We start from the raw sequence: 23,807 nt of genomic DNA, 5'->3' as shown, positions 1-23,807 counted from the left end.
GCGATAGAACGGGCTGCCCATGCGAGATGTGACGCAACTGCTGGAAGCACACCGCGGCGGCGACGCCCACGCGCTGACCGAGCTCGTGGAACGCCTCTACCCCGTGCTCAAGCAGCTCGCCCGTCGCCAACTCCCCGCCGGCCGTGGTCGCTACACGCTGAACACCACGGGCGTGGTGCACGACGCCTTCCTACGCTTCGCCGACAACGCCGAGTGCCAGTGGGTGAGTCGTGACCACTTCTACGCCTTCGCCGCGCGCGTCATGCGCCAGGTGGTGGTGGACCATCTGCGCGCCCGCTCGGCAGCCAAGCGTGGCGACGGCAAGGCGCCGATGCCCCTGGAGGAAGAGCAGGTCGCCTCGCCCGACAGCGCGCCCCAGCGTGCCCTGCTGATCGACCAGCTGCTCGATGGCCTCGCCGAGATCGACGAACGCCTAGTGCAGGTGGTCGAGTGCCGCTACTTCGCCGGCTTCACAGATGACGAGACCGCGGCGGCCCTGGGCGTGACGGCAAGGACCGTGCAACGCGATTGGCAACGCGCTCGCGCCTGGCTCGAGCTGGCGATGAGCGAGCACCGCGAGCCGTCCAACGGCGCCCCGCCGGCCGAGGATACGCCATGAGCGACCTCGGCGATCTTCAGCACCTAGACCGGCTGTTGAGTGCCGCCCTCGATTGCGAGGACGACGCCGAGCGCGCGGCGTGCCTCGACCGGCTCTGCGGCGACGATGCTTCTCTGCGAAGCACCCTAGAGCGCATGCTGGCCGCGAGCCTCGGCGAGGGCGGCCTGCTGCGCGAGGGCGACCTGCAGGCTGACGGTGCCCTCGACGGACTTAGCAAGGATTGGGGCGATCCAGCGCCTCCCAGCGCGGGGCAAGCGGGTGATCGCGTCGGTCCCTATCGCTTGCTGGGCGAACTCGGCCGCGGCGGCATGGGCGTGGTCTGGCACGCGGGGCGGGCCGACGGCGCGTTCGACCAGCAGGTCGCCCTCAAGCTTGTCCACGGCGGTATCGGCGCCGGCGCCTTAGCGGAGCGCCTAGTGCGCGAGCGCCAGGTGTTGGCGCGCCTTCAGCACCCAGGTATCGCGCAGTTACTGGACGGCGGCATCGACGGTCGCGGCCAACCCTGGTTCGCCATGGAGCTGGTCGACGGCGAGGAGATCACCGCCTACTGCCGCGAGCGCAAGCTGGGCCTACGCGAGCGGGTGGCGCTGATCGAGGAGATTGCCCTCACCGTCGATTACGCCCATCGCCACCTGCTCGTCCACCGTGACATCAAGCCTGCCAACGTGCTCGTCGACGCGGCGGGGAGACCTCGACTCCTCGACTTCGGCATCGCCCGCTTGCTCGATGCGTCCAGTCAAGAGGGGATGCTGACCCTCACGCAGCACCAGCAACCCTTCACCCCGCGCTACGCGAGTCCCGAGCAACTCCTCGGCGACACCCCCGCCACAGCCTCCGATGTCTACCAGCTCGGCTTGCTGCTGTTCGAGCTGATCACGGGTGAACCCGCGTTCGAGGCCACGGAGACGACACCATCGGCGATGGTGAACGCCGCGCATAGCCGATCACCGGCGCAGCCTAGCCGCCTCGCCACGGTGCCGAGAGATGTGGACGCGATCGTCATGACCGCCACGCGGCCGGAACCCCAACGGCGCTACCACTCGGCACGTGCCTTCGCGCAGGACCTGCGCGCCTGGCTCGACGGCCACGCGGTGGCAGCCCGCGGCGACGCCCTCACCTATCGCGCCCAGCGCTTCGCCTCGCGCCATCGCCTCGGCGTGGCGATGGCCAGCCTGGCCGTGCTCGCCACCTTCGGCCTCACCGCCGCCCTCGCCTGGGGCATCGTCAACGCCGATCGCGAGCGGCACCGCGCCGAGGCTACCGGTGCCTTCCTCGCCGACACGCTGCGCGGCGCCCAGCCCTACGTCGCCCAGGGCCGCGACACCGCCCTGCTGGAAGCCCTGCTGGAGGATGCCGCCGAACGCATCGACAGCGAACTGCGCGATCAACCCTACGCTGCTGCCGACGTACACATCACGATCGCCGAGACCCTTCGCGTGCTATCAGACTACGAACGGGCCCGCAGCCACGCAGCCGCGGCAGTGGACACCTTCCTCGCGCAACAAGGCCCGAACGCGAAGGAGGCCCTGAACGCGCAAGACATTCTGGCCTTGATCCTCTGGGATCTCGGTCGCTACGAAGAAGCCGAGGCCCTGTCGAGAAACGTGCTCACGCGCGCTGAGAGAACCCTGCCGGACGATGACCCCCTGCGCGCTCAGTCGGTCAACACCTTAGGGCTCGCGATACGCGCCCAGGGCCGGCTGCAAGATGCCGAACCCTACTACCGCGAGGCACTAGACGCCGCGCGACGCGCCTCGGGGCCCTACTCCCACCAGGCGCTGGTTGCCCTCGGCAACCTAGCGTTCTTGCTCGCTGAGCTCGATCGCCTCGACGAGGCCGAACCCTACGCCGCCGAAGCGGCGCGACTTTCGCGAGAGCATCTGGGGGCCAACGACCCGGACACGTGGCTCGCCGTGGACAAGCTGGGGTCATTGCTCAGCCAGCAAGGGCGGGGAGAGGACGCACTGCCCCTGCATCTTGAGGCGAGTGAAAACCTAGAGCGTATATTAGGTCCTCGCCACTCCACCACGCTCGGATCGCAGTACGCCACCGCCACCGCCCTGCGCCGCCTGGCCAAACACGAGCAGGCCATCGCCATGCTGCAGCGGATGCTGCCGATCATCCGCGAGGAGTACGGACCGCGCAGTCGATTCATGTTCCCCACCCTGAACCAACTGGGCCAGGCCCTGTCGGCCAGTGGACGGGCGGGCGAAGCACAGGGCCATCTGCAGGAGGCGTTGACGATCGCCCAGGAACTCCTCGGCCAAGATCACCATCACTGCGCGGTCATCGCCGTGCAGCTCGCCGATGCCATCATCGACACAGACGGCACTTCAGCCACCCGGGCGAGCGCACTGCTCACGGACGCGCGCAGCATCCTCGAGCAGCGCTTCGGCCCCGATGGCACCCACCGGTTCTTCGACGACCTGGTGCGTGTGGAGCAACGCGTGGCCGACGCCGAGCATCGGGGCCGATAGTCACCGCAGCACCGTTTGTAGGGATCGCGAAGCGGAATGCGTAGAGATAGGTGGAGGCTCGCGGCACGCGGGCCAGACACCGTTCTATGGCCACGCTGCAATCAGCACGCCGCCATGCCGGGCTGCCTGTGGTCGATGGTGCGGCAGCTTCAGGAGCATGCGACGCACGGACTGCAACCAGGACAGGCCTCTGCTCTCCGTCCTAGCCTCTCTCGGCGGCGGCTCCCCCGTATGCGATGTGCTCGACTCTCCATGGGCCGCCACTGCCCGGACCGAAATCCCCTCGCCGCTTGTCGGCAAGTGATCAATGTCGATAGGCCGAGAACCCGACGAACGGCGACACCCTTGTGTCGGAATGTCTCCGAGGTTTGCGTGTTGGTACTTGAGGGCGCGATATCCGAGGCACTGCCTGGCGCCCCTCGATAGCGCTCGACACGACTGCCAATGAGGTATACAACAATGAACATCACACGCTCCATCGCCACCGCAGCGCTGCTGCCCCTCGCCGTGCTCACCGCCGGCAACGCCAACGCCTTCTTCGGCGACTTCACGCAGGAGACGGACGGCATCTCCATCACCAGCTCCAACTTCAACAGCGCCACGCTGCTGAACGAAGTCAAAGTGGTGTGCCCCAACGCTGGCTGGCTCCTCGCCCAGGCGGACGCCACCTTCCAACTCGACCCCACCGTCATCGGCTCCACCGTGTGGATCCGCTACAGCATCACCAACGACGGCGCCAACGGCATCGACAGCAACCACGATCGCAGCCTGCAGGCCTACGTGATGGAATCCGTGCACGAGGTGCCGGGCTCGATCATGCGTATGGATCGCTGTTCGGCCGGAGAGGAGGTGTCCTATCGGTTCGTGGCCCAGCGCGTGAGCAACGCCGACTCCACGACGGCGGCCTTCGGGGCGCGGATGCACGTGCAGTTCTTCCGCCGCGAAATCTAGGCACTGAGGTATTGAGCCGGTGATGCGGCGGCGACCCCCGGCGGGCCGCCGCCGCATCGCTCACGGCACCGTGATCGACACCTCGCGCGTGATCGGCAAGCCCGCATCGTTGATGTAGCTCAGGCTCGCCCGATAGGTGCCCGAGGCCCCGTAAGTGTGACTAAGGCGATTGCTAGCTGCCGCGTGATCGAAGATCTCGCCTGTCACGCTGTCATCGCCCCAGGCGATGGATAGGGGGTTCACGTCCAGCGCGTCCAGGTCCATCTCCGGATCGTCGACGGCGGCGTCCACCGTGGCATCCTGACCCTGCAGGGTGACCGCGATGGTCAAGGCACGCGGCGGCCGCCCGGCCAAGCACCCGTCGGCCCAATCGAGCGCGTCGTCCTTGTCGGGCGGATCTTCGTTCGGCATCGGCACCGTCATCAGCTCCCAGGTGGCAGGCATAGTGCTCTTCAATAGCTCGATGCCGCAGGGGGTCATCCACTTGGCTAGCTCTGCATCCGGGTCCACGCTGCCCAGGTACGCCGCCTTGTCGGCATCGCTCCACAGGCGCGAGGAGACGTACTCGTAGCGTGCGAGGCCGTGCGGCAGCGCGTACATCACGCGCTGGGCCGCGATGCCGAACAAGTCCTGTTGCAGGGCTGCCTCTTGCTCAGGCGTTGGCGTGTCGGCGTCTTGCAGGGCGAGGTAGGGGCTACCAGCACGCGCCACCTCGATCCAGTCTTGGCAGCCAACCATGGTGGCGAAGTCGGCATCGCACTGGGATGCGCCGGGCGCGCCGTAGGCGGCTGCGGCGTAGGCCTCGGAGAGCTCGCCAAACCACACGCCCGTGCGCTGGCCTTGAGATGCGCTGGATTGGTCCGCGACACCGCCGGGCACGCACTGCGGGATGTGCGAGCAGCCCACGCCCGGAAACTGCACCGGTCCGAATTGCTGCGGCTGGAACGGCGGCGGCGCGCCGAGGCAGTTCGCCACATACTCGCCGGGAAAACCCGAGTGGCAGTAAAGCTGATCAGGATTGTACTTGCAGCAGACGAGGTTCAGCTGCCCGGTGCCGCCATCGGTGTTGCAGAAGGGGTTGGCGTCATCGCCGTAGTACAGCTCGTAGGCCACGGCGGCGGGCACACCGATCGGCGGGTAGGCGACGGCGAGCACGGAGAGGGGATTGGTGAAGTTTGGCAGGCCGCTGAGCCCGTAGGCGGCGCAGATGAACTCCTTATCGACGTTATCCGCCAGGCACTGCATGGTGTCACCGGCGCCGGCACACTCGCAGGCCAGCTCAGATCCCAAGGCCACGGCGCGAGCCGCCTTGAGCGGCTTTCCGAGCTTGCCGGGGGTAGCGGCGGAAGCAGGGTTGCCTCCGGAGAGCCGTACCGCGAGGCAGGGTGCGGCGAGGGCGAGACGCGGTGTTGATCAAAGGCTCAAAAAACTCTCAAGAGCGAGCAGCAGCCCGTTGTCGGCCGCTCGAGTGGGCTCGACTCAAGGCGCCGAGCCGTCGACTCGCGGCGCGCCCGTCCGTCCGTCCTGCATGGGCCGATCGCCCTTACCGTCGCCTCGGGTGCTTCCAGCCACAACGCAGCGTGCTAGATGTTGGCAAACCGTGCGATAGAGGCACTGCGGCGACGATCTGCTCGATCTGCTACCGCCCGGCTCGCAGCGCCCTTCGGCGAAGTTCCCGACCACCCCCTTGTCGCACGCGTGTTTGGCTCCCAGACTCTGCAGGCGCGTTGGCCATTGGCACCGCGAGTGGAGGCGTCAGCGTCCGTGGGGGCGATCCACCGGAGTATCGTCAGCACGACGCCGGCGATGAGGGTGAGGTACGGGGATGGGTGCAGGGTGTCTGCTCCGTTTCATCAAAGTTCTGCTGGGGGGTCGCAGGACACCTGGCGAATCGGGTCAGACGCGTTTCACCCGCGGCCGACGGCGCGGCGAAGACGGTGGCGCGCTAAGGCACCTCAGCTGCGATCGACCGTGAACTCCAGCGAGAACTTCTCCCGCTCCAGCACCACCAAACGACCGATGTGCAGATCGTCACCGTCCTGCCGGGTCCAGATGCTCCCCCCGCTGCGGGTGCCGCGGAAGGTGGTGTCCAACGCCCAGCCCTGACGGCGTAGCTGTGGGGCGAAGTGATCGAGCAAGCCATCGAGGGTCACCGCGCCGCCAGCGATGGTCTGCGCGTGAATGGTGACCCCATGACCGGACCCACCGGATCCCGATCCGCGAATCGGCGCCTCCTTCGGCATGACCAGGCGGGGCAGCACGCGGTAGATGTCCCCGTTACGGCGCTGACTCTCGGACTGCGAGCGCATGTGTGCCTCGCAGGTGGTGCCGTTGAGGGAGCTGCTCGTGATCATCGCCAACGATTGGGCGTCGCGGGCCTTAGCCTGCAGCCACAGGGTGCGCCCCCTGTCGTCACGACAGTAACCCCGGGTCAGGGTGAGCTGGCCGCGACGATCATCGTGGGCCACGAAGCCATAGCTGGTGTAGCTCCGCTCGTTAGGCAGCGGACGCCAGCCGTCGTTCACTAAGATGCTGTCGACCACTTCGTAGGTCTCGTCCTCGGCCAGTTCGCTGCGCCAGGCCGCCGTGTAGGAGGGATTGGATAGATTCATCTCCTGGGCACCAATAAAGGCGAACTCCCGTGGCAGGGCACCGATCACGTCGAGCTCCGCTGGCAGTTCCCGCGAGAATCGCAGGTGGGGTAGAAACGCGTCGGCAATGTCCTCATCGACGCAACATGCGGCGTACCCTGGCGGGGTGAGCAGAATTCCCAGGAGGGCGAACGGCGATAAGCAGGCAACTCGTGCGCAGGTCATAACGTGGTCCCTCTGGCATGCACCGAACGGCGTAGAAAGGTACTTGGCAACGGCGTCAGCTTACTGCGATCGCCTCAATTGTGGTAGCCCGGCCATGATGAGCCGCCTTTTCGGCGGAGGCCACCGCAGGACCCGTCAGGCGGGCTGAGTCCCGAGCCGACCTCGGCCCCCGTCGCCTCCCCCGGCGATAGAGGCGCGCCAACCCCTATCGCCCGGTGAGAGAACCTCTCCAATCGACGCACCCACTAGATGTGGACACACCGTCCACGGAGTTCATCGGTTGGTTCGAGTTGCGCAAAGCGTGCCGGAAGCGACCTGGGAGGTGCTACGCAATGACGGGTTCTCGGAGCGATGTTCGACGATCGCACCTCATCCGATCGAGGAGCTCGATCGTGATCGGCGTCATTCTTCTATTCGCCTCCCACACATCATCTCTAGTAGCAGGAGAAATGGCCAGCGATGATTTCGCGGTCGCCTTGCAGACGCTCGATGCGAGCGGTGGGTCGGCGTCATCCGAACTCTATCGATTGACCGCAAGCTCCCTTAGCCAAGGTTCACCTGTAGGCGATAGCGCCTTCAGCGAAGGCTTCTCTGTCGTGGGTGGTCTCCTGAGCCCCCCCGACGTGGACGGGGAAGGCGTGCGCGACTTTCTCGACAACTGTCTCTTCGATCCCAACGAGCGCCAGCGGGACACCAACCGTGACGGCTTCGGCAATCTGTGCGACGCCGATCTCAATAACGACGGCAGCATCAACAGTGCGGACATCCCTTTGTTCCGAAGGGCGTTCTCCAGCACCCCCGAGAGTCCGCGATGGAACCCGGACGCGGACTTCAACGGCGATGACATCGTCGACATCCAGGACTTCCTGATCCTCAGGATGGCCCTGAACACCACCCCAGGCCCCAGCGGGCGCGCACCTTGAATAGGTACACTGCCATGGACCTACATCAACGCCTATGCCTCTTTCTCCTCATGCTGCTGGCGTGTACCCAAGCATCTTCACAGGTGCCCTCCACGCTAAGCTACCAGGGCTACCTGACGGACGCTGATGGTGCACCACTACACTCAGCGCTGTCGGCAAGCGTGTCCTTGTATACCGTCGCTACCGGCGGCGTTCCGCTGTGGAGTGAGGAGCTCACGATCACGCCGACACAGGGCCTGTTCACCGTTACGTTGGGGCAGGCGTCGCCGTTCCCACCGGCGCTTTTCGACACCCCGCTGTGGTTGGGCCTAACCATCGAAGGCGACAGTGAGATGATCCCGCGCAGCGCCCTTGCAACCGCACCCTTCGCCTTCAAGGCGGAAGACGCGCTCAGCGTGCAAGGCCGATCACCAGCCGACCTCGATGAGTCCTCTGAAGTGGCGGCACTCGAGGCGATCGTCGCGGACTTGCAAGCGGAGTTGTCCGTGTTGTCCGAAGCGGTGCTTTCCGTCGCTGCAGATGTCGGCGGAAACACGGAGACGATCGCGACGACCGTCTCACGCGTAGAGGTAGTGGAGGTAGACAACCTGGGGCAGTCCGAGACGATCAACAACAACGCGGCGGCTATCGTCGCCAACGCGGATGTGCTCCAGAGCATTCAGCTGAACAGTGTGATCGCCCTTGACGGTGTACTGACCCTCGATGGCACGACTGCGCGCTTTTCCGGCGTCAACGTACAGGTCGTGGATGGCTCGGGCGCGACTTCTGGTGAACCTAATGGGCTTGGAAATCTGCTGATCGGCTATGACGAGCCAAAGACCGCTGGTTGCAACAACATCGGCTTTTCGGATCAGCAGAGCTGCGAGGAGAATGGACACCTGTGGACACCTGATCAGAAGAGCGGTTCACACAACCTCGTGGTAGGGCCGGAGCATGCCTATGCTAGCTACGGCGGTGTCCTGTGCGGAATCTCCAATGCTTCCCTGGCGCCCCATGCCATGGCCTGCGGCGGCGCTTACGGAGTTGCCAACGGGAGGTCCGCGAGCATTGGCGGCGGCCAAGGCAACATCGCATCTGGTGAGGCGTCCTCGATTGCTGCCGGCAACCTGAATGAAGCCGAAGGACAGTTTGCCGGCGCCGCGGGTGGGCAACAGAACATCGCGTCAGGGCTCGCTGCCCTGGTGTCTGGGGGTCTGGCCAACAAGGCCACAGGGACGTTCTCCACGGCCGCAGCAGGCGGGCGCAACACGGCATCTGGAGAGGGCGCTCTGGCGTCCGGTGGCGAGTTGAATGAAGCTTCTGGGATCAACGCTGTCGTGACCTCCGGGGTACTCAATATGGCCCAGGGCAAGCAATCGTCCGTCACCGGCGGTGCCTCGAACGTGGCAGAAGGGGACCGTTCCCAGGTGAGCGGCGGCGGTGGCAACCGCGCTCTTGGCGATGACAGCAGCGTGCTCGGTGGCAACGCCAACGTGGCTGTGGGTGCGGTTGCAAGTGTCAGCGGTGGCATCTCCAACCGCGCCGAAGGCGCGGGGGCTTCCGTGCTAGGCGGACGCGGGAACCTGGCAAGTGGAACGGAGTCGTCCGTGAGCGGAGGGCAATCGAACATCGCGTCCGGCGTTGCAGCTTCGGCGTTGGGGGGTCAGAGCAATCAGGCAATCGCCGATGACAGTGCTGTACTGGGCGGGCGCATGAATACTGTGCTCGGTACCCAATCCGTGATCCTCGGGCGAACCGGGATAGTCCTCGCCGAGCCGCAAGAGATCGCCCCCTCACCGGTTGGTCCCCAAGGCGATCAAGGTCCGCCGGGGGCAGACGGTGAGGACGGCGAAGTGGGCGCCAGGATCGTCGGCGGCACACCGCTGCCGGACGGACGCGTGGAGTTCCTGCTCGACGATGGAAGCCGCTTTACAAGCGACGGTAGCTTGCGCGGAGATATCGGCCCCGATGGCGCCAAGATCATCGCAGGGACCGCGCTAGCGGACGGCCGGGTGGAGTTCCTACTCGATGACGGCAGCAGCTTCATCACTAGCGGCAGCCTGCGAGGCGCCGATGGCATGCCGGGACTACCGGGGCCCGTAGGTGCAAAGGTGATTTCAGGAGATCCTCTCCCCGATGGCCGAGTCGAGTTCACCTTGGACGACGGCAGCCGATTCACTACTTCCGACAGCTTGCGCGGCGCAGATGGGCCGCCGGGCGATGAAGGTCCCCAGGGCCTCCCAGGACCACCGGGACCGCCAGGCCCACCCGGGGACTCCAACAACGGCGTGTCGATGATTGGGAGCAGCTGTTCGAGCGACGGGTGCCTGGCGACTAGCGACAGCGCTCGGTACGAGTACTGCAGCAGTGGCACGTGCCGGGGCGGAACCCTTTCGGGCGCGAGCACCGAGTCTAAGGTAGCCTGCCACGCGGACGGGTGCGTGGCCGCCGGGTCCGGCGCCTTCGCCTATTGCGCCAACGGTGGCTGCCGCACGAGCGGCCTGTCGGGTGCCACCCGATCATCGAACGTTCATTGCGGTAGCGATGGATGCATCGTACCCGGGTCAGGCAGCTTCGCTCAGTGCCGCGGGGGCGTCTGCAGAAGCCAGTCCATGTCAGGCACAACGGCAGCATCGACGACCAGCTGCGGCGCTACAGGCTGCGCGGTCGCTGGAAGTGGCAGATTCGCCTACTGCACGGCCGGCAATTGCAGCGAGAAGACGATGGGGGGTGTAGCGTTCGATGGCACGTTGGCCTGCGGCGGGGATGGATGCGTCGTCGGCGGCAGTGCCGAGCTCCGGTACTGCCGCGACGGTCTTGACTGCCGATCCAAGGGTCTCTCGGGAGTCACCTCAGCATCGTCTAGTGCATGCAGCGCTGAGGGATGTGTAATGACGGGCAGCAACGCATTCGCCTACTGCTTTGCAGGCGGAGACTGCAGCACCCAATCCTTGTCCGGTGTCACTCCCAACTCCTCCGCATCTTGTGGCGACCTTGGCTGCCTCGTCATCGGCAGCTCGGATGCGAGGTTCTGCTCTGGCGGCACGTGTCGTGCTTCGCGCGCCGATGTGCCCGTAGATACGGCACATGATCAACGCTGACCGGTGTGGCTAGCGCCATTCACGGCAAGCAACGAATGAGCGAGCGCCTGACCACCCAGCGTTTCGGTCAGGCGCCGACCGCCGTCAGAACCCCGCCGGTCTGCGACCGAAGATCACGTAGGCCTTGCCTGGGACCCCAGGCACATTCTCCGTCCGTCCTTCGATCGCGCTCACCGCGATATCGTCGATTCCATCTGCGTTGACATCGCCAACACCCTCGACCGCGCCGAGGCGCTCGCCTGACGCCTCAGGGAAGATCACGAATCCAGCACTGCCGTCGCCGCCTCTCCCTGCCCGCAGGTCGGCGAGATTCAACAGGCGAGGAAAGCCCTCGGTGGTACCGAACACGACATAGACGGCGCCGTCCGTCGGAGGCGAATCGCTGCCGAACCAGGAGCCGGTCGCGAAGTCGTCGATGCCATCGCCATTGATGTCCCCCACGCCGGCCAAGAAGAAGCCAGCGCCGGGATCTACCTGGAGTTCTGCCAGCGGAGCGGGCTCGTACACCAGGCTACCGGCATCGCTAGCCCCGCTCAGCCAGTCCTGAGCGCGGATGTTGGGCGCGAAGCCCTCCGTGCTGCCGTAGAGGATGTAGGTCAGGGATCCAGAGATCTGTGGGTCGAAGCCGGGGTCGCCGATGCCCAAGTCATCCACCCCGTCGCCGTTAACGTCACCTAGACAGGCGAGCGTACCAAGATTGCGATTGCTGATCTGGGCCAGATTGATGTCGATGACAACGAACCCGGCAGAGCCGTCACCCCCTACCTGCGCTCGCAACTGCCCGACGGAGAAGGACGCGTCGAAGCCGTCGCCATCGCCGAACACCACGTAAGTGGTGCCATCGCTGTTGACCGTAGGGTTTTCGCGCACGGCGATATCGGCGATCCCGTCGCCGTTGAGATCACAGTCTCCTGCGACCGCTAGGCCCAGATCGCCGTTGGGCACTCCGGTCACCAGCGCCACACCTTCGCTGCCGTCGCCGCCGTTTAGGGGCAGCAGCTCAGCCACCGTCTCGCGCGCCTCGAAGCCCGTGGAACGCCCGTATAGCACGTAAGCCTCACCGGTACCGAAGCGAGTGCCGGGCGCGCCGACGATGGCGTCGTGGATGCCATCGCCGTTCCAGTCACCAGCAGGCGAGATGGCAGCGCCGAGGCTGGTCCCGCCTGCTGCGGGCAGCCCGCGCAAGAGGAATCCTTCGCTACCGTCGCCACCCCCGTTTTCTAGCAACGGCCCGATCAGGAAGCGGGCCGGGAACCCCTCCATGCGCCCAAAGACGGTGTACGTACCGCCGCGAAATCCCTCCTGGCCGAACGCCCCGATCATGATGTCGTCGACGCCATCCGCGTTGAGATCGCCCACCGCGCTGACCTTACTGCCGAAGGTGGCGGCGGTCTCGGTTCCTACGAACACGACGCCTTGGGAGCCATCACCTTGCAACAGGGTGTCGAGGGACAGCACCGGTGGGAATCCCTCGACGGTACCGAACAGGGCTGATGCCAGCCCCACCTGCGCGCCGATGGGGAAGAAGTTAGATCCGATCAGCATGTCGCTGATGCCGTCTGCGTTGATGTCACCGGCCGGGCTGATCTCGCCAACGGAGTAGTTGACTGTTCCTTCGAAGATGACACCGGCAGATCCGTCACCGCCGGCCTCCGGGCGCAGCGCTCCCAGATCGAACTCCGCGGGGAACGCCTGGGCCCGTGCCAAACCCGCAGCCAAGAGCAGCAAGATCGCTGCTGCATTCGGCGAAAGCCACTGCGCGGCGCGATCCGCATCGCCGGTGCGCGCCCGTGAGTTAAGGGCGAGGGTGAACGGAACGGTAGTCAACATAACGGCCTCCTGCCTGCTACCTGCTCGCTTGCCTGCGAGTTTTCGCTGCACTTCTGCAAGTTAACCGCTCCGAGCATCCCTGACAACGAGCCTCCGGCCCGATGGGAATTCTGTGGAGGGCTGACGGAAGCCTGCTGGTCATGAGCGTAACTGCGCGGACGTCAGCCTGATCTACGGATCCGGTAGCCGGATGGTCCAGGGGGCAATCGGCACGGCTGACGGCGTAGCGGTGGGGGGTGCTGTGTCCCCATGGACATCTGATCCGTGGAGTGTCGCCACCTCAGCAGCCAAGATTCCGCGGTCACGATCGAGCTGATCGGGCAGGACTGGGACTATGGGCTGTCCGTGCAACCCGGCGATCGCGTTCGCCAGACGATCGTGGGCATTGCGGACTAGCCGTGCCGGAAGACTCGCGCCACCTAGCGGAGGGAACTGGGGGGTCTGAGATCACTACGGCTTCTCCGTGAGACGCCGCCGACGCGTCTAGGGTAGCCTTCGACAACCCTAGTCCGACTGCAGCGCCGCCACGGGGTCCAGGCGCGCGGCCGACAACGCCGGGTAGACGCCGAAGCCGACGGCGATCGTGACGCACACGGCGACGGCGATCACGATCACAAGTATCGACCAGGCGACCGCCCAGCCGGCGAACGCAGCGATTGCGTAGGCGAGCAGAACCCCTAACAGGACTCCGATCCCCGCGCCGATCAGGGCGATGACCATCGCCTCGATGAGGAACTGGCGCACGATGTCGTGCTCGCGGGCGCCGATCGCGCGCAGCAGGCCGATCTCTGATTTACGTTCCATCACGCTCGCGAGCATGATGTTCATGATGCCGATGCCCCCGACCAGCAGTGAAATGCCCGCGACCGCGGACATGACGATCGTGAAGATGCGCTGCGTCTGCTGATGCTGCGCGAGTAGGCGCGCTGGGATGACCAGCTGGTAGTCGTCCTGCTCGCCATGGCGGCGATTGAGAAGGTGATCGATCGCAAGGGCGGCTTCGGAAGGGTCGACCCCTGGCGTAATGCGAAGCTTGAGCTGGTCGAGCTCCGAGCTCAGATCCTCACGCTTGAGCCGCGTGAGCCCGGTTTCGAGCGGCAGGTAGATATTGCGCGACTCACCGCCGATCTCGCGACCTTCGAACTGCTGATTATCGAGCTGCCGGTCGCGCAGCACGCCAACGACCTCGAGCCAGAGATGATTGACCTTGATGCGCTTTCCGATCGCCTCGCCGTTGGGGAACAGGTCCTGCGCGGCGGCGCTGCCAAGCACGGCAACTTGCGCGTAAGCGCGATTGTCGGCTTCGCCGAACAGGCGGCCACGATCTGCTTCCAGGCTGGTCAGATCGAAGAAGGTGGGGCTGACAGCGAAAACGTTGGCTCGGCTCTGACCTTCGCGCGAGAAAAGCGACCAGGTACGGAGCTTCCGGCTGCCGGCCCAGCCATCGGTGAAGCTAAGCGTATTGATGGTCGCTTCCGCGTCGCGAACGCTGAGACCCGCCGAGTACTTGCGCACTTCCTTGCGCGTGTCCGCGTCGAGCCGGCGCGCTTCGACGATGAGGTTACGCAGCCCCATGCCTTCGATGAGCTCCAGCGCCTGACGCTTGCCACCCTCGCTGACGGCGAGCATAGCAATCACGGCCCCGACACCGAACACCATGCCGAGGAGGGTCAGCGCCGTACGCAAACGATGATGCGCGAGCTGACCGAGGGCCTGCCTGACGTCCAGGGCGAAGTGGGTGACGCGGGTACTCAAGGATTCGTTAACCAACGTCCGGCGGCGCGACCAGGCTGATGCGTTCGCCCGCCTCGATGCCGTCGAGCACCTCGACGAGATCGGGGCTGCGCTGGCCAAGGGTGACCTGGCGGCGCTGCGTAGCGCTTCCCGAGACCACGTACACATGGGAGTCGGACGCGTCGCCGTACACGGCCTGCGCAGGGACCACGAGTCCGCCGTCGATCGAGCCGGTGACGATCTCGGCGCGCAGCTGGCTGCCAACGCGCATGATCTGTGCATCCACCTCGTCGATCACGGCTTCGACGACGAAGAACTTCTGCGGGTTGTCGCGATTGCGCGGGCTTGCGACGGTCGAGACCGATTCGACGACGGCCGAGTGCTCCCGATCTGCTGCGGACTCGAGTCTCAGCCGCACGGCTTGGCCCGCAAGCAAGCCCACGGCGTCATTCTCCGGCACGTAGAGCCGCGCCTTCACCTTGCCGCGCACGGGCAGCAGAGCGATCGGCATGCCGGGGAACACGCGCTTGCCCTTACCGATCTTCTCGCCCCAGGGCGTGCGCGCATACACGAGCGTCCCGTCCGCCGGGCTGCGCAGTTCCATCATGCCGAGCGCCTTGTCCTGCTTGTCGAGCTTGCTGAGCTCGCCCTGGCGCTCGGCCATGATCAGGTTCTGCTCCGCCGCGGTGCGCTGGTCGAAGGTGGCCGACTCCCAATCGAGGAACTCGGCGCGAGCGTCCAGGTATTCCAGATCGGAGACGGCGTCGATGATCTCGTTGCGGCTCATGAGCAGCGGATCGACATTCGCGTAAGTTTCAGTGATCGCCCGTTCGCCGTCGACCCGATCGGCATCGTCGCCGATTCTCGACAGTTCGATTTCGGCGACTCGCTCGGTGTTCGCGAGCTTGAACTCGGACTTGGCGACCGCCAGCGCGCTGGTTTCACGGTCGAGCTGCACCTGCACATCGTCGAATCGTGCGATCACATCACCTTGGTGCACCTCGGAAAACTCAGGCGCGATCCACGCGATATTGAACGCCATCCGCACCACGCCGCCGAGGGCGATCGGCATCGACTCCGATGCCACGAGTTCGCCGCGTGCCGGCACCACGAATTCAACATCCCTCTGCTCCGCGCGGACACTCGGCGCGCTGTCGGTGACGCCACCGCAACCGCCTGCGACCGTGGCTACCAGCAGCAGTACGACTGATAGGAACTTCATAGCTGCACCTCATCGCCGACGCCCAGGCCGGACAAGACGATTCGCTGACCGCCGGAGCTGCGTCCAAGCACCACGGGCTGCCAGCCGGCGCCCCGGACGACGACGCCGGGGGCACCGTTGCGGTAACTCACAGAGCTGTCGGGCACGGCAATGGCAGCACGCTGGTTATCAATCGTGATTACCACCTTTGCCGACATACCGGGGCGCAGGGACCCGATGATCTCCTCGGGCACGCTGATCGTCACGTCGCGGATCATCGCCTGCGTGAAGCGGGATTGACGCCGCACGATACTGGCTACCGAAATGACTTCACCCTTGATCGCCGAGCCGCCCGCCGCATCCACGCTGACCGCGGCGGCCTGGCCTACCTCAAGGGCGGCCGCGGCGTACTCCGGCACCTCCGCCGTGACGATGAGATCATTCCTATCGGCCAGCTCCACCACGACGATGCCAGGATTTACGGCTTCGTTAACATCGAGTTTCTGTCCCTCTCGATTCGTACCGACGATGACAACACCCGCCCGTGGCGCCCTGATCGTGAAAGAATCGAGCTCCCGTTTCGCGCCGACCAGTTCGCTCCTGAGGCGCTTGATATCGGCTTCGAGCTCGGCGCGTTTTGCTTCCCTGACCCGCGTAACCAGGTCTGTGCGGGCGAGTTCGCGCTCGTACATGTCTGCCGTATGCGCCTTCTCCTCGAGCAGTTTCCGGTACTCAAGACCGGCGTAGACCTCCGGGTTGACCGTGGCCTTACGCTGCGCCTTCTCCTTTGCACTCTTCGCCCCAGCGAGGGCGACGACGGTCTCCTCCATCTCCCGCGCCTGCGTCTCAAGAAGGGACTCGAGTTCGGATTCCCTTGCGTTTAGATCACCGGTCAGCGTCCGCACCCGATCGTCCGTTGCGCTGCCGTCGAACTTCGCCAGCACATCCCCCGGCTTTGCGACCGAGCCCTCGCGGGCAAGCTCCATGATGGTAATGCGCCAGCTGCGGCTTGGCGGTGGACCAAAGCGTACGGGCTCGCGAGAACCTACAGTGCCCGCAGCACTCACCGTGATGGGGCGGTCTGCGCTCTCCACTCGCATCCATTGTTCTGCGCTCGCCGGTGCCGCGATGAGCAGGCTCAAGAGGATTGCTGTGAATCTACCCGACATCATCGTTCCTGCTCCCGCCCGCTGAGTGCTCCCATCACGCTCATCCCCGGCATCAACAACTCGGGGATGCTCGCCACGGGTGCGGCCAGTACTTCGAAATAACCCGCGTCGCCCCAGTCCGTCTTCTCGACGGCCTGGCTCGAGGCCCAGGTCACGCCGGCCGCGAAGGGCTGGCCGCCGAGCGCGTCGGCAACCACCTCGATGTTCTGGCCGGAACGAACGCTCAGTATGTCTGCCTCGTGCACCCAGAATCGGATCTGCAGATCCTCACGACTGGCAATCGAGGCGATCTCGAATCCCGCGTAGAGCGTTTCCCCCGGAAACACCTTGGTCCCGGTGAACGGATTGTCACCGTAGATGACGAAGCCGGCCTTTTCGGCTTTGATCTCCGTGCGCTCGAGGGCGATCCGAATGCGCTCGTAGCTAGCCTCCGCCTGGCGGACTTCTAACTCGGTCTCGCGTATGACATCCGCCAGCTCCGCATTCTTGTTCAGCAGCTCTGCTTCGCGACGAATGACTTCCTTACGGTAGGTCTGATAGGTGAGTTGATAATTCTCATAGTCGATCTTCGGGATCGTGCTTTGCGGGATGACCGTATCCAGTTCGGCGAGGCGCAGCTGGGACTCGGCAACGGCCAGGTCGCGTTCGGCGTCCATCACCTCGAGGCGCAGTTCGTCTACGCGCCGTGCAGCCGAAAGCCGACTCTTGTCGAGGTTGGTCCGCGATTGCTCTTCGTCGGAGATCAGGTTGCCGGGATCGAGGCGCACGACTAGATCGCCAACGCCCACCTCGCTTCCCTCCGGCGCCATCCACTCGATCTGCCGCTGCCAGCCGCCCGGCAGCGACGGCATCTCGATGGTCTGCGCCTCGCTGTCCTCGACCACGCCGGTCAACAAGGGATTGGCGGCGAGGCCAGCAGGCGCTAGCAGCAGGAGGCAGAGGCTTGTGGCCGGTAGCGGTTGGTTCGGGGGTGTCGAGTGAGTCATTCATTCTCCGAGGTGAAGGCGCGCCGACGAGTCATGGCAACGCCATTGCCAGGCGGCGCAACGCCCAGATCGGGAAGGAAGGGCTTGCTCGACACCCCCGAACCAGCCGTTACAGGCCACCTATGAATGAAGCATGTCATGTTCGATCTTCCCGTCGCGCATGCGGATCGAGCGCTTTGCGTGTGCCGCGATCTCTTCCTCGTGGGTCACCATGAGAATCGTCTGCCCCTGGCGGTTGAGCTCTTCGAACAGCACCATGATCTCTGCCGAAGTACGACTGTCGAGGTTACCAGTGGGTTCATCTGCGAGAATCAGCGGAGGCGAGTTGATCAGCGAACGAGCGATCGCGACGCGCTGCCGCTGGCCGCCGGAGAGCTGATTTGGCCGGTGATCGAGACGATCCGTGAGACCTAGTCGGGTCAGGAGCTCGATTGCCCGGCGCTTGAGAATCGACGCGTCGTGGTTCGAGTATCTGAGCGGCAGCATCACGTTCTCGAGCGCCGTCATGCGCGGCAGCAGGTGAAAGCTCTGAAAGACGAAACCGATTTTCTCATTGCGGATGCGTGACAGGGCGGCGTCGTCGAGGGCGTCGACCGCGTGCTCCTCGAAGCGATAACTGCCGCCGTCCGGAGAGTCGAGGCAGCCGAGAATGTTCATGAGCGTCGATTTGCCCGAGCCGGACGGGCCCATAACGGCGACAAAATCGCCGTTGTCGATCGCAAGGTCCACATGGTCGAGCGCGTGCACCAGCGAGTCGCCCACGTGGAAGCTGCGGCAAAGTCCAGTTGTTCTGATCATTATCTTCGGGCGGCCATCGCGCTGGAATCCTCGCCATTATCGCAGGGTGTGTACGCCCCGCGACTAGAAAAGCACTGCAGGTGTCAGAGGTCTGGGCACCAGCTACCTGATGTCCCGGTTGACGGGAGCCTGCTGCTCGTAAACTCGGCCAAGCATGCCCTCGTTTTGCATCGACCTTGCCGACCGCGATCGAAAGGCCCTGGAGAACCCGTCGCGGCGCAGCGGCCGCTAGAACCCTGGTTTCAGGCCTGAGCTGAGCGAGGCCCAGCGCGAGGAAGAAGATGCAGATCGCTGATGTTCTGCGTTCTGCGCTGCAATGCGGGTCGCACTAGTCACTGAGCCGGGGATACTGGCTTGATCGCGATTGGCGCTCGCGGCTCTACGTGAGATGCCGCCGACGCATTATTGGTTTACCGATTGTGTTTGATGCCACGCTTCCCAATCAAGTGGCTGCCAAGACGCTCAAACATGCATCGGGTGATCGGCGAGATTGGGCACGGCGGCGCGCGATCGCGCGAGGAGGCGAAGCGGTAGGCGCGCACGCTACAGCGTGGCGCGCCTACCCAGCTCGGAGGCGCTAGCGCACTTCGAAACGCACGGCCCTGGTGCCAATCATTTGGTCTTGGTCCATCACCTGTAGCGTGGCCGAGTGCCATCCGGGTGCTAGCCCTTCGACGGTGACCCAGCGGCCAAGACCTACAGACTCCTCATCCAGTATCCAGCTGTAATGCAGCCCCTCGCCTGCCGCTCGGTCGCAGCACTCGGGATCGACGCCAAGGCCGCGTAGGAGCACGCCCTCACCGTGCGCGATCACTTCACCGCTCTTCGGCGAAGCGATGAACGCACTCGGTGCCTTGCGGGAGACTTCGAAGGGCGCCGACAAGGCAGAGACAGTGTTCAGCCCATCGCTCGCGTACGCGCGCACCAGCGAACTAGTGATTGCTTCGCTGCCTGCAAGACGCGTGGTGTCTACGGTAAATTCGGTGACCGGCGTACCGGTCGCCAAGGCTGTCCACGTCATCCCGCCGTCTGGGCTGTATTGGTAAACGAACTCCAGCGCATCACGATCCGAGTCCGACGCGTGCACGGCGACCTCCAGCTGTTCGTCGCCAGGCGTAACCGCCACGGAGAGTGCGGGGGAATGCGCGCCCGGCTGTAACGCCACGGCGCTGCCTGTCAGTGAATCGCTAAGCCGCAGTTGCGCCGTGCCGTCGGACCAAGGCAATACCGCGAGGAAGTGCGCTGTGGGGCTGGGAGAGCCGTCGACGACGGCCTGTGCGACGACGGGCTGACGGTGCAACACACGACCGCGCTCATCCAGGGCTTCGAGCACGTAGCCATCCAGTTCTGTCATCGCTGCGTGGTCGTGATGGCGTTCGTGCCTATGACCGTCACTATGCTCGTGGCTGTGCCCGTGTGCCTTGCCTCGGCGATGAAGATGACGAGGAGCGCGCGCCTCCATTCCTTGGTCGTACAGCTGGCGTTGGAGCGGTGTCATCTGCTCGGCGGGGAAGTGGAAGGCCGGATCCAACATCAACCCCCCTTCCGCGCGGCCGACGGTACCGCTTACCCACAGCACCTGCTCCGAAGGTGCCATCCGTTGGACCCGGGCCGGTTGGTAGAGGTCGAGGAATAGCTCGTTCCACGTCCAGTCGGAGACCCACTGATTGGTTTCGTAAGTCATGAGGTCACCGTTGTAGGTACCGAGGGGATCCAGTACTTCACGGCTGATACCGTCAAAGCCCCAGGGTGCTTCCTCATCGTCGCTACCCCCAAGCTTGCAGGGGTCATAGGGGTAGTCAGCGAAGGGCCCATCGACTTGCGATCCACACTCGACATGATCGAAGCCAACGGCGTGCAGCGCTTCGTGGGCGAGCGTTACGCCGCCGGCGGGCTGGTTGTACGGCTCATAATTCGTGCCAAGTAGCATTTTGCTCCATCCGGAGTTCGTGTCTGGCAAGACCGCACCGCTGTCCTCGGTGGGCGCGTCCGGATGGATGAGTCCCATAAACACCTGGCGTGCGTCGTCGCACACGAACCCGTGCTCGGTCCAGCTGGCTTGCGCGTTCACGGTCGCTAGCAAATCCATGAAGTCTGTCGGCATGTAAAAGCTAGTGCCGTCCTCGGGCCGCAGCGTATCGTGATGGAACACGGGGATGACGTGCGCTGCCAGCAGGCTGGCCGAGCGCTCGAGCTGTAGCGCGTAGTCGTGGCTGTGGTGATCGTAGATCAACTCGTTGTAGTCGTTGTCGTGGGCAGCCACTCGGAAGGACGTTATGCATAGCTCGGAGGTATGCAGCGACACCGTTTGCTGGGCGACGGCGGGGAACGTGTTGTTGCCGTAGTCCGTCTCGTAACGGCGATCTCCGTTGACCACTGGGTTGATCTCGACTTGCAGGGACAGATCACCGCGCACCCAATCCTCGGGCAAGGCGAAGCTCAGGGTCCGCAGTCGCTCGCTGCGCAACACTACGTCCCCTTGGGGGTCTATCTGCGGGCCGTACGGGCTGATGGGTGAGTTCGGTAGCTCGACTCCGTCGCGAAAGCCGTGCAGGTGGGCTGTCACCGGCACGTAGCCCGCGCCCGTGGCCTCGCGTGAGTAGACGCGTACGTAGGTGGCCTTGCCTAGCACCATCGGGATGTCGTGGACCCCGTCCTGCACCGCCTGGGTGACTTCCATGCGGTCGACAATGTAGTCCGGCGGCGTGGCCTCGGCGTCGTCCGGTAGGCGCTTCACCTGGCCTAAGGTGTTCCAGTAAACGTAGCCGTTGGCGAAGGTGACGTTGCGCGGTGCCGACTGATCGAAGGCCACGAGGGTGGCGGGGCCACCGCCCTCTTCCATGCGCCATATCGTGCCCGATTGGTCGTAGCCCTGGGTGAAGGCCAGCAGGTCACCCGCCAGGTCGAGATCGTAGACTGGGTCCAGCTGATCGTAGATGACGCTGGTGACGCCGGTGGCCTGCTCCCGGCGCAAGATCTTGCCTTCCAGCTCCGACCAATAGATGTAGTTGTCGCCGTAGGTGAGGTCCCACGGTGTCCCCGCCGTCGCTTCCAGCAGCGCCACCGCGCCGCCCGCAGCGGGGACCGTCTGAATGGCGCCGCCGCCGGCGGCGTGGGCTTCCGTCCACAACAGCCAGCCGTCGGTGTGCTCAAGGTCGTTCACCGTGCCGTTGATGATGTAGCCCCCGACGAACTCGGTCGAATACGGTGCGTCCGCGGAAAAGCGCATGACCCCACTGGTCGCGAAGTAGTACACGTAGTCACCATCGGTGGCGATGGCAGTGCTCGCCGCCGTGTGGAGCAGCTCGGGCGCGCCGCTACCGTCGATCGGCGCCCGGTAGACCAGGGCAGGATCCGCTGGTGCTTGCTCGGTGAAATACACGTAGTTCGGGGTCATCACCATCTCTTGGGGACGAATGGCGTCGCAGGAGACCGTGAGTTGCTCGCGGTCACCGGCTCCACCGCCGTGCGGCACCCGACCGTAAATCACCCCGTAGTGCTTGATGTGGCAGATCTCCGTGTCCCAATCGCGCGCAGACGCGTAGTAGAGGAAGTTCTCGTCCTCGGCGATGACGTTTCCGTAGTCGATGTTCTCGGGCACCGGGTTGGCGAAGACGGGCACGCTCGCGAGGGCGAGCGTAAGCGCCGCGCCGACGAGGGAGAGCTCTCCCCGTTGCGAACACGAGAGTTGCTTGGCAAGCATTGGTCCTTCTCCTTGGGATCAGAAAGTCCGATGGGTTCGCCCCTAACTGCGCCTTCTCGTGGGGGTGGGGGTCACGGCGAGGAGAAACTTTCTGTCGATAGCCTCTGCGCGTCGCAGTCTTCGCACTCTCGATAGCGCTCGCCGCAGGCTTCCGTTGGGCGAAGGTCAAGGCACCGATAGGCGAGCACCAGCGGTAGAGCCTCTGTTGGGGCGAGGTGACCGTGTGCGTGGAAGACGGTCCCGGGATGGCATTGCTTCCGGACAACTGGGAACGCGTCGGCACGCTTTCGCACGGGCCCTGGAGCTGCCCCCGTCACCGAGGCTGTGCCGACGGTGATCGGACTTTGCAACAGGCTGCGCGAGATCGCCCGCGGTATGTGGTACGGGCGTGGTGTATGCGGCCGAACGTGTCGATCGCCAGTTCGAGCAGCACGTAGCGCTCAAGTGAGCACGCAGGCAGCGAGGGAAGCGCAGCGATCTCTCTTGGAGCGTCAAGTGCTGGCGCGGCTCGAGCACCAATGCTACGGAGTGAGCGGCGAGTTCACACGCCTTTTAACGGCGCTGTCAATGAGCAGAGGGGCGATCGGCAGGTACTCGCCGTGGTCGAAGATCGCGTCACTCTCGGAGAACTGTGCATAGCTTCGTCTCGAGTGCTGCTCGGGTTGCGCTATGTCTGGCGCGTTTACCATGCGCCCGCAGCCTTGCAACGACGCCAGGCCCCGTGGCACCCACACACTCTTGCCCCGCGTCGAGCGCTGCTCGGTGGCTTCGCACGAGCCGGGCGCAGGGGAACATGCTTGGATAATGCGCTGGCTCGGCCTACCCCAGCAGGACGTAGACGAATTGCCTTGCGCCGCCGCCGTGCGACCCGCCACCGCCCGCGCGCACATTCCAGCACAGTCGACCAAGAAGTCCCGCTTCCGGCAAGCAGAGCTGGATGAGACGCGTCTCCACGTCGCGGACAGCAGCACGGGTGGACGCTTCGTAGATGACGTACATCGAATGCCAGGGCTGAGCCTGTGCGTAGTCTGCGGGATTCAGCTCGAGCTCGGCGAGGAACGTGGGGGCCCCGACCCACTTTGGGAGCCTATGCCCGTACTTTCTCTTGGCTGGGCGGTTCGCTAGCCCAACCTTGAATATGGAGTGCGGTGACGAAGCCCTTAGGATTTCCTCGAGTCGAGCCCGGACGGTTTCAAAGGGCTCGTTCGTTCCCAGCTGGTGCTCGTAGACCTGAATCACGACGAGGCTCCGTTACAGATGCTCTGGCACTAGTGCCCTAGTGTAAACGACCCTCGTTGCCTCGCAGTAGCCGGAGAGCGTTCGTACTATCCGGCGATGCCAGTCCGCTCCCCGCGCAGCGATAGCACGGACGGCAACTAGCTAGCCTGCTTTATTCATGAGGTGTGGCGTTGAGCCCCTGAGATGAGATCGTAGGGCGTTGACCGCAGCTGAGCGAGTGCCTGTGAGGCGTTCTCAGGGTTGAGGCCGGCGTTTTCCGAGTGTTGGGGTCGCTCATGCAG

16 protein-coding genes are annotated in these 23,807 nt (G+C 64.7%); 6 read left to right on the top strand and 10 right to left on the bottom strand.

Going from position 1 to position 23,807, the window contains the following annotated elements:
- The first annotated feature begins 19 nt into the window (after positions 1 to 19).
- From AAGA68_24665 to AAGA68_24655, 3 genes are all read left to right on the top strand, one after another.
- Positions 20 to 619, top strand: coding sequence for an ECF-type sigma factor (locus tag AAGA68_24665; GenBank protein ID MEM9388267.1), 600 nt, complete (start codon positions 20 to 22; stop codon positions 617 to 619).
- Positions 616 to 3,096, top strand: a complete 2,481-nt coding sequence (locus tag AAGA68_24660) for a serine/threonine-protein kinase (GenBank protein MEM9388266.1) — start codon at positions 616 to 618, stop codon at positions 3,094 to 3,096. The genes AAGA68_24665 and AAGA68_24660 overlap by 4 nt, the downstream gene beginning before the upstream one ends.
- 459 nt (positions 3,097 to 3,555) lie before the next feature.
- Entirely contained in the window at positions 3,556 to 4,047 is a 492-nt protein-coding gene (locus AAGA68_24655; protein ID MEM9388265.1) for a hypothetical protein, read from the top strand.
- Positions 4,048 to 4,107: 60 nt separating this feature from the next.
- Here the strand turns inward: AAGA68_24655 and AAGA68_24650 are convergent, their stop codons facing one another.
- Together AAGA68_24650 and AAGA68_24645 are read right to left on the bottom strand one after the other, a co-directional pair.
- The gene (locus AAGA68_24650; GenBank protein ID MEM9388264.1) at positions 4,108 to 5,343 is read right to left on the bottom strand and encodes a hypothetical protein; all 1,236 of its coding nucleotides are present in this window, start codon (positions 5,341 to 5,343) and stop codon (positions 4,108 to 4,110) included.
- A gap of 659 nt (positions 5,344 to 6,002) precedes the next feature.
- Positions 6,003 to 6,863, bottom strand: a complete 861-nt coding sequence (locus AAGA68_24645) for a hypothetical protein (GenBank protein MEM9388263.1) — start codon at positions 6,861 to 6,863, stop codon at positions 6,003 to 6,005.
- A 392-nt stretch (positions 6,864 to 7,255) separates the two neighbouring features.
- On the opposite strand from AAGA68_24645, the gene AAGA68_24640 reads away from it, so the two are divergent.
- Positions 7,256 to 7,786 carry a dockerin type I domain-containing protein gene (locus AAGA68_24640; protein ID MEM9388262.1) on the top strand — a complete coding sequence of 177 codons (531 nt, stop codon included), beginning with the start codon at positions 7,256 to 7,258 and terminating at the stop codon, positions 7,784 to 7,786.
- Between the two features lie 14 nt (positions 7,787 to 7,800).
- Positions 7,801 to 10,866, top strand: a complete 3,066-nt coding sequence (locus AAGA68_24635) for a hypothetical protein (GenBank protein ID MEM9388261.1) — start codon at positions 7,801 to 7,803, stop codon at positions 10,864 to 10,866.
- Positions 10,867 to 10,950: 84 nt separating this feature from the next.
- Here AAGA68_24635 and AAGA68_24630 read toward each other — a convergent pair whose 3' ends face one another.
- Positions 10,951 to 12,696, bottom strand: coding sequence for an integrin alpha (locus AAGA68_24630; GenBank protein MEM9388260.1), 1,746 nt, complete (start codon positions 12,694 to 12,696; stop codon positions 10,951 to 10,953).
- Between the two features lie 264 nt (positions 12,697 to 12,960).
- On the opposite strand from AAGA68_24630, the gene AAGA68_24625 reads away from it, so the two are divergent.
- On the top strand, positions 12,961 to 13,092 hold the full coding sequence (locus tag AAGA68_24625; GenBank protein ID MEM9388259.1) for a hypothetical protein: 132 nt from the start codon (positions 12,961 to 12,963) through the stop codon (positions 13,090 to 13,092).
- A gap of 108 nt (positions 13,093 to 13,200) precedes the next feature.
- Here AAGA68_24625 and AAGA68_24620 read toward each other — a convergent pair whose 3' ends face one another.
- The 7 genes from AAGA68_24620 to AAGA68_24590 form a co-directional block, all read right to left on the bottom strand.
- On the bottom strand, positions 13,201 to 14,451 hold the full coding sequence (locus AAGA68_24620) for an ABC transporter permease (GenBank protein MEM9388258.1): 1,251 nt from the start codon (positions 14,449 to 14,451) through the stop codon (positions 13,201 to 13,203).
- Positions 14,452 to 14,458: 7 nt separating this feature from the next.
- Complete coding sequence (locus tag AAGA68_24615) at positions 14,459 to 15,502, bottom strand: HlyD family efflux transporter periplasmic adaptor subunit (protein MEM9388257.1); 1,044 nt, start codon at positions 15,500 to 15,502, stop codon at positions 14,459 to 14,461.
- 146 nt (positions 15,503 to 15,648) lie between these two features.
- Positions 15,649 to 16,803: an efflux RND transporter periplasmic adaptor subunit gene (locus AAGA68_24610; GenBank protein ID MEM9388256.1), complete on the bottom strand. Its 1,155-nt coding sequence runs from the start codon at positions 16,801 to 16,803 to the stop codon at positions 15,649 to 15,651.
- Complete coding sequence (locus AAGA68_24605) at positions 16,800 to 17,786, bottom strand: hypothetical protein (GenBank protein ID MEM9388255.1); 987 nt, start codon at positions 17,784 to 17,786, stop codon at positions 16,800 to 16,802. Before AAGA68_24605 ends, AAGA68_24610 begins: the two co-directional genes overlap by 4 nt.
- A gap of 120 nt (positions 17,787 to 17,906) precedes the next feature.
- Positions 17,907 to 18,584 carry an ABC transporter ATP-binding protein gene (locus tag AAGA68_24600; protein MEM9388254.1) on the bottom strand — a complete coding sequence of 226 codons (678 nt, stop codon included), beginning with the start codon at positions 18,582 to 18,584 and terminating at the stop codon, positions 17,907 to 17,909.
- Between the two features lie 577 nt (positions 18,585 to 19,161).
- Entirely contained in the window at positions 19,162 to 22,287 is a 3,126-nt protein-coding gene (locus AAGA68_24595; GenBank protein ID MEM9388253.1) for a hypothetical protein, read from the bottom strand.
- 819 nt (positions 22,288 to 23,106) lie between these two features.
- On the bottom strand, positions 23,107 to 23,526 hold the full coding sequence (locus AAGA68_24590; GenBank protein ID MEM9388252.1) for a hypothetical protein: 420 nt from the start codon (positions 23,524 to 23,526) through the stop codon (positions 23,107 to 23,109).
- Positions 23,527 to 23,807: the final 281 nt, after the last annotated feature.

Source organism: Pseudomonadota bacterium (assembly GCA_039193195.1).
In the GTDB taxonomy this organism is placed as follows: domain Bacteria; phylum Pseudomonadota; class Gammaproteobacteria; order Steroidobacterales; family JBCBZW01; genus JBCBZW01.
This window is presented reverse-complemented; position numbering and strand designations above follow the sequence as displayed.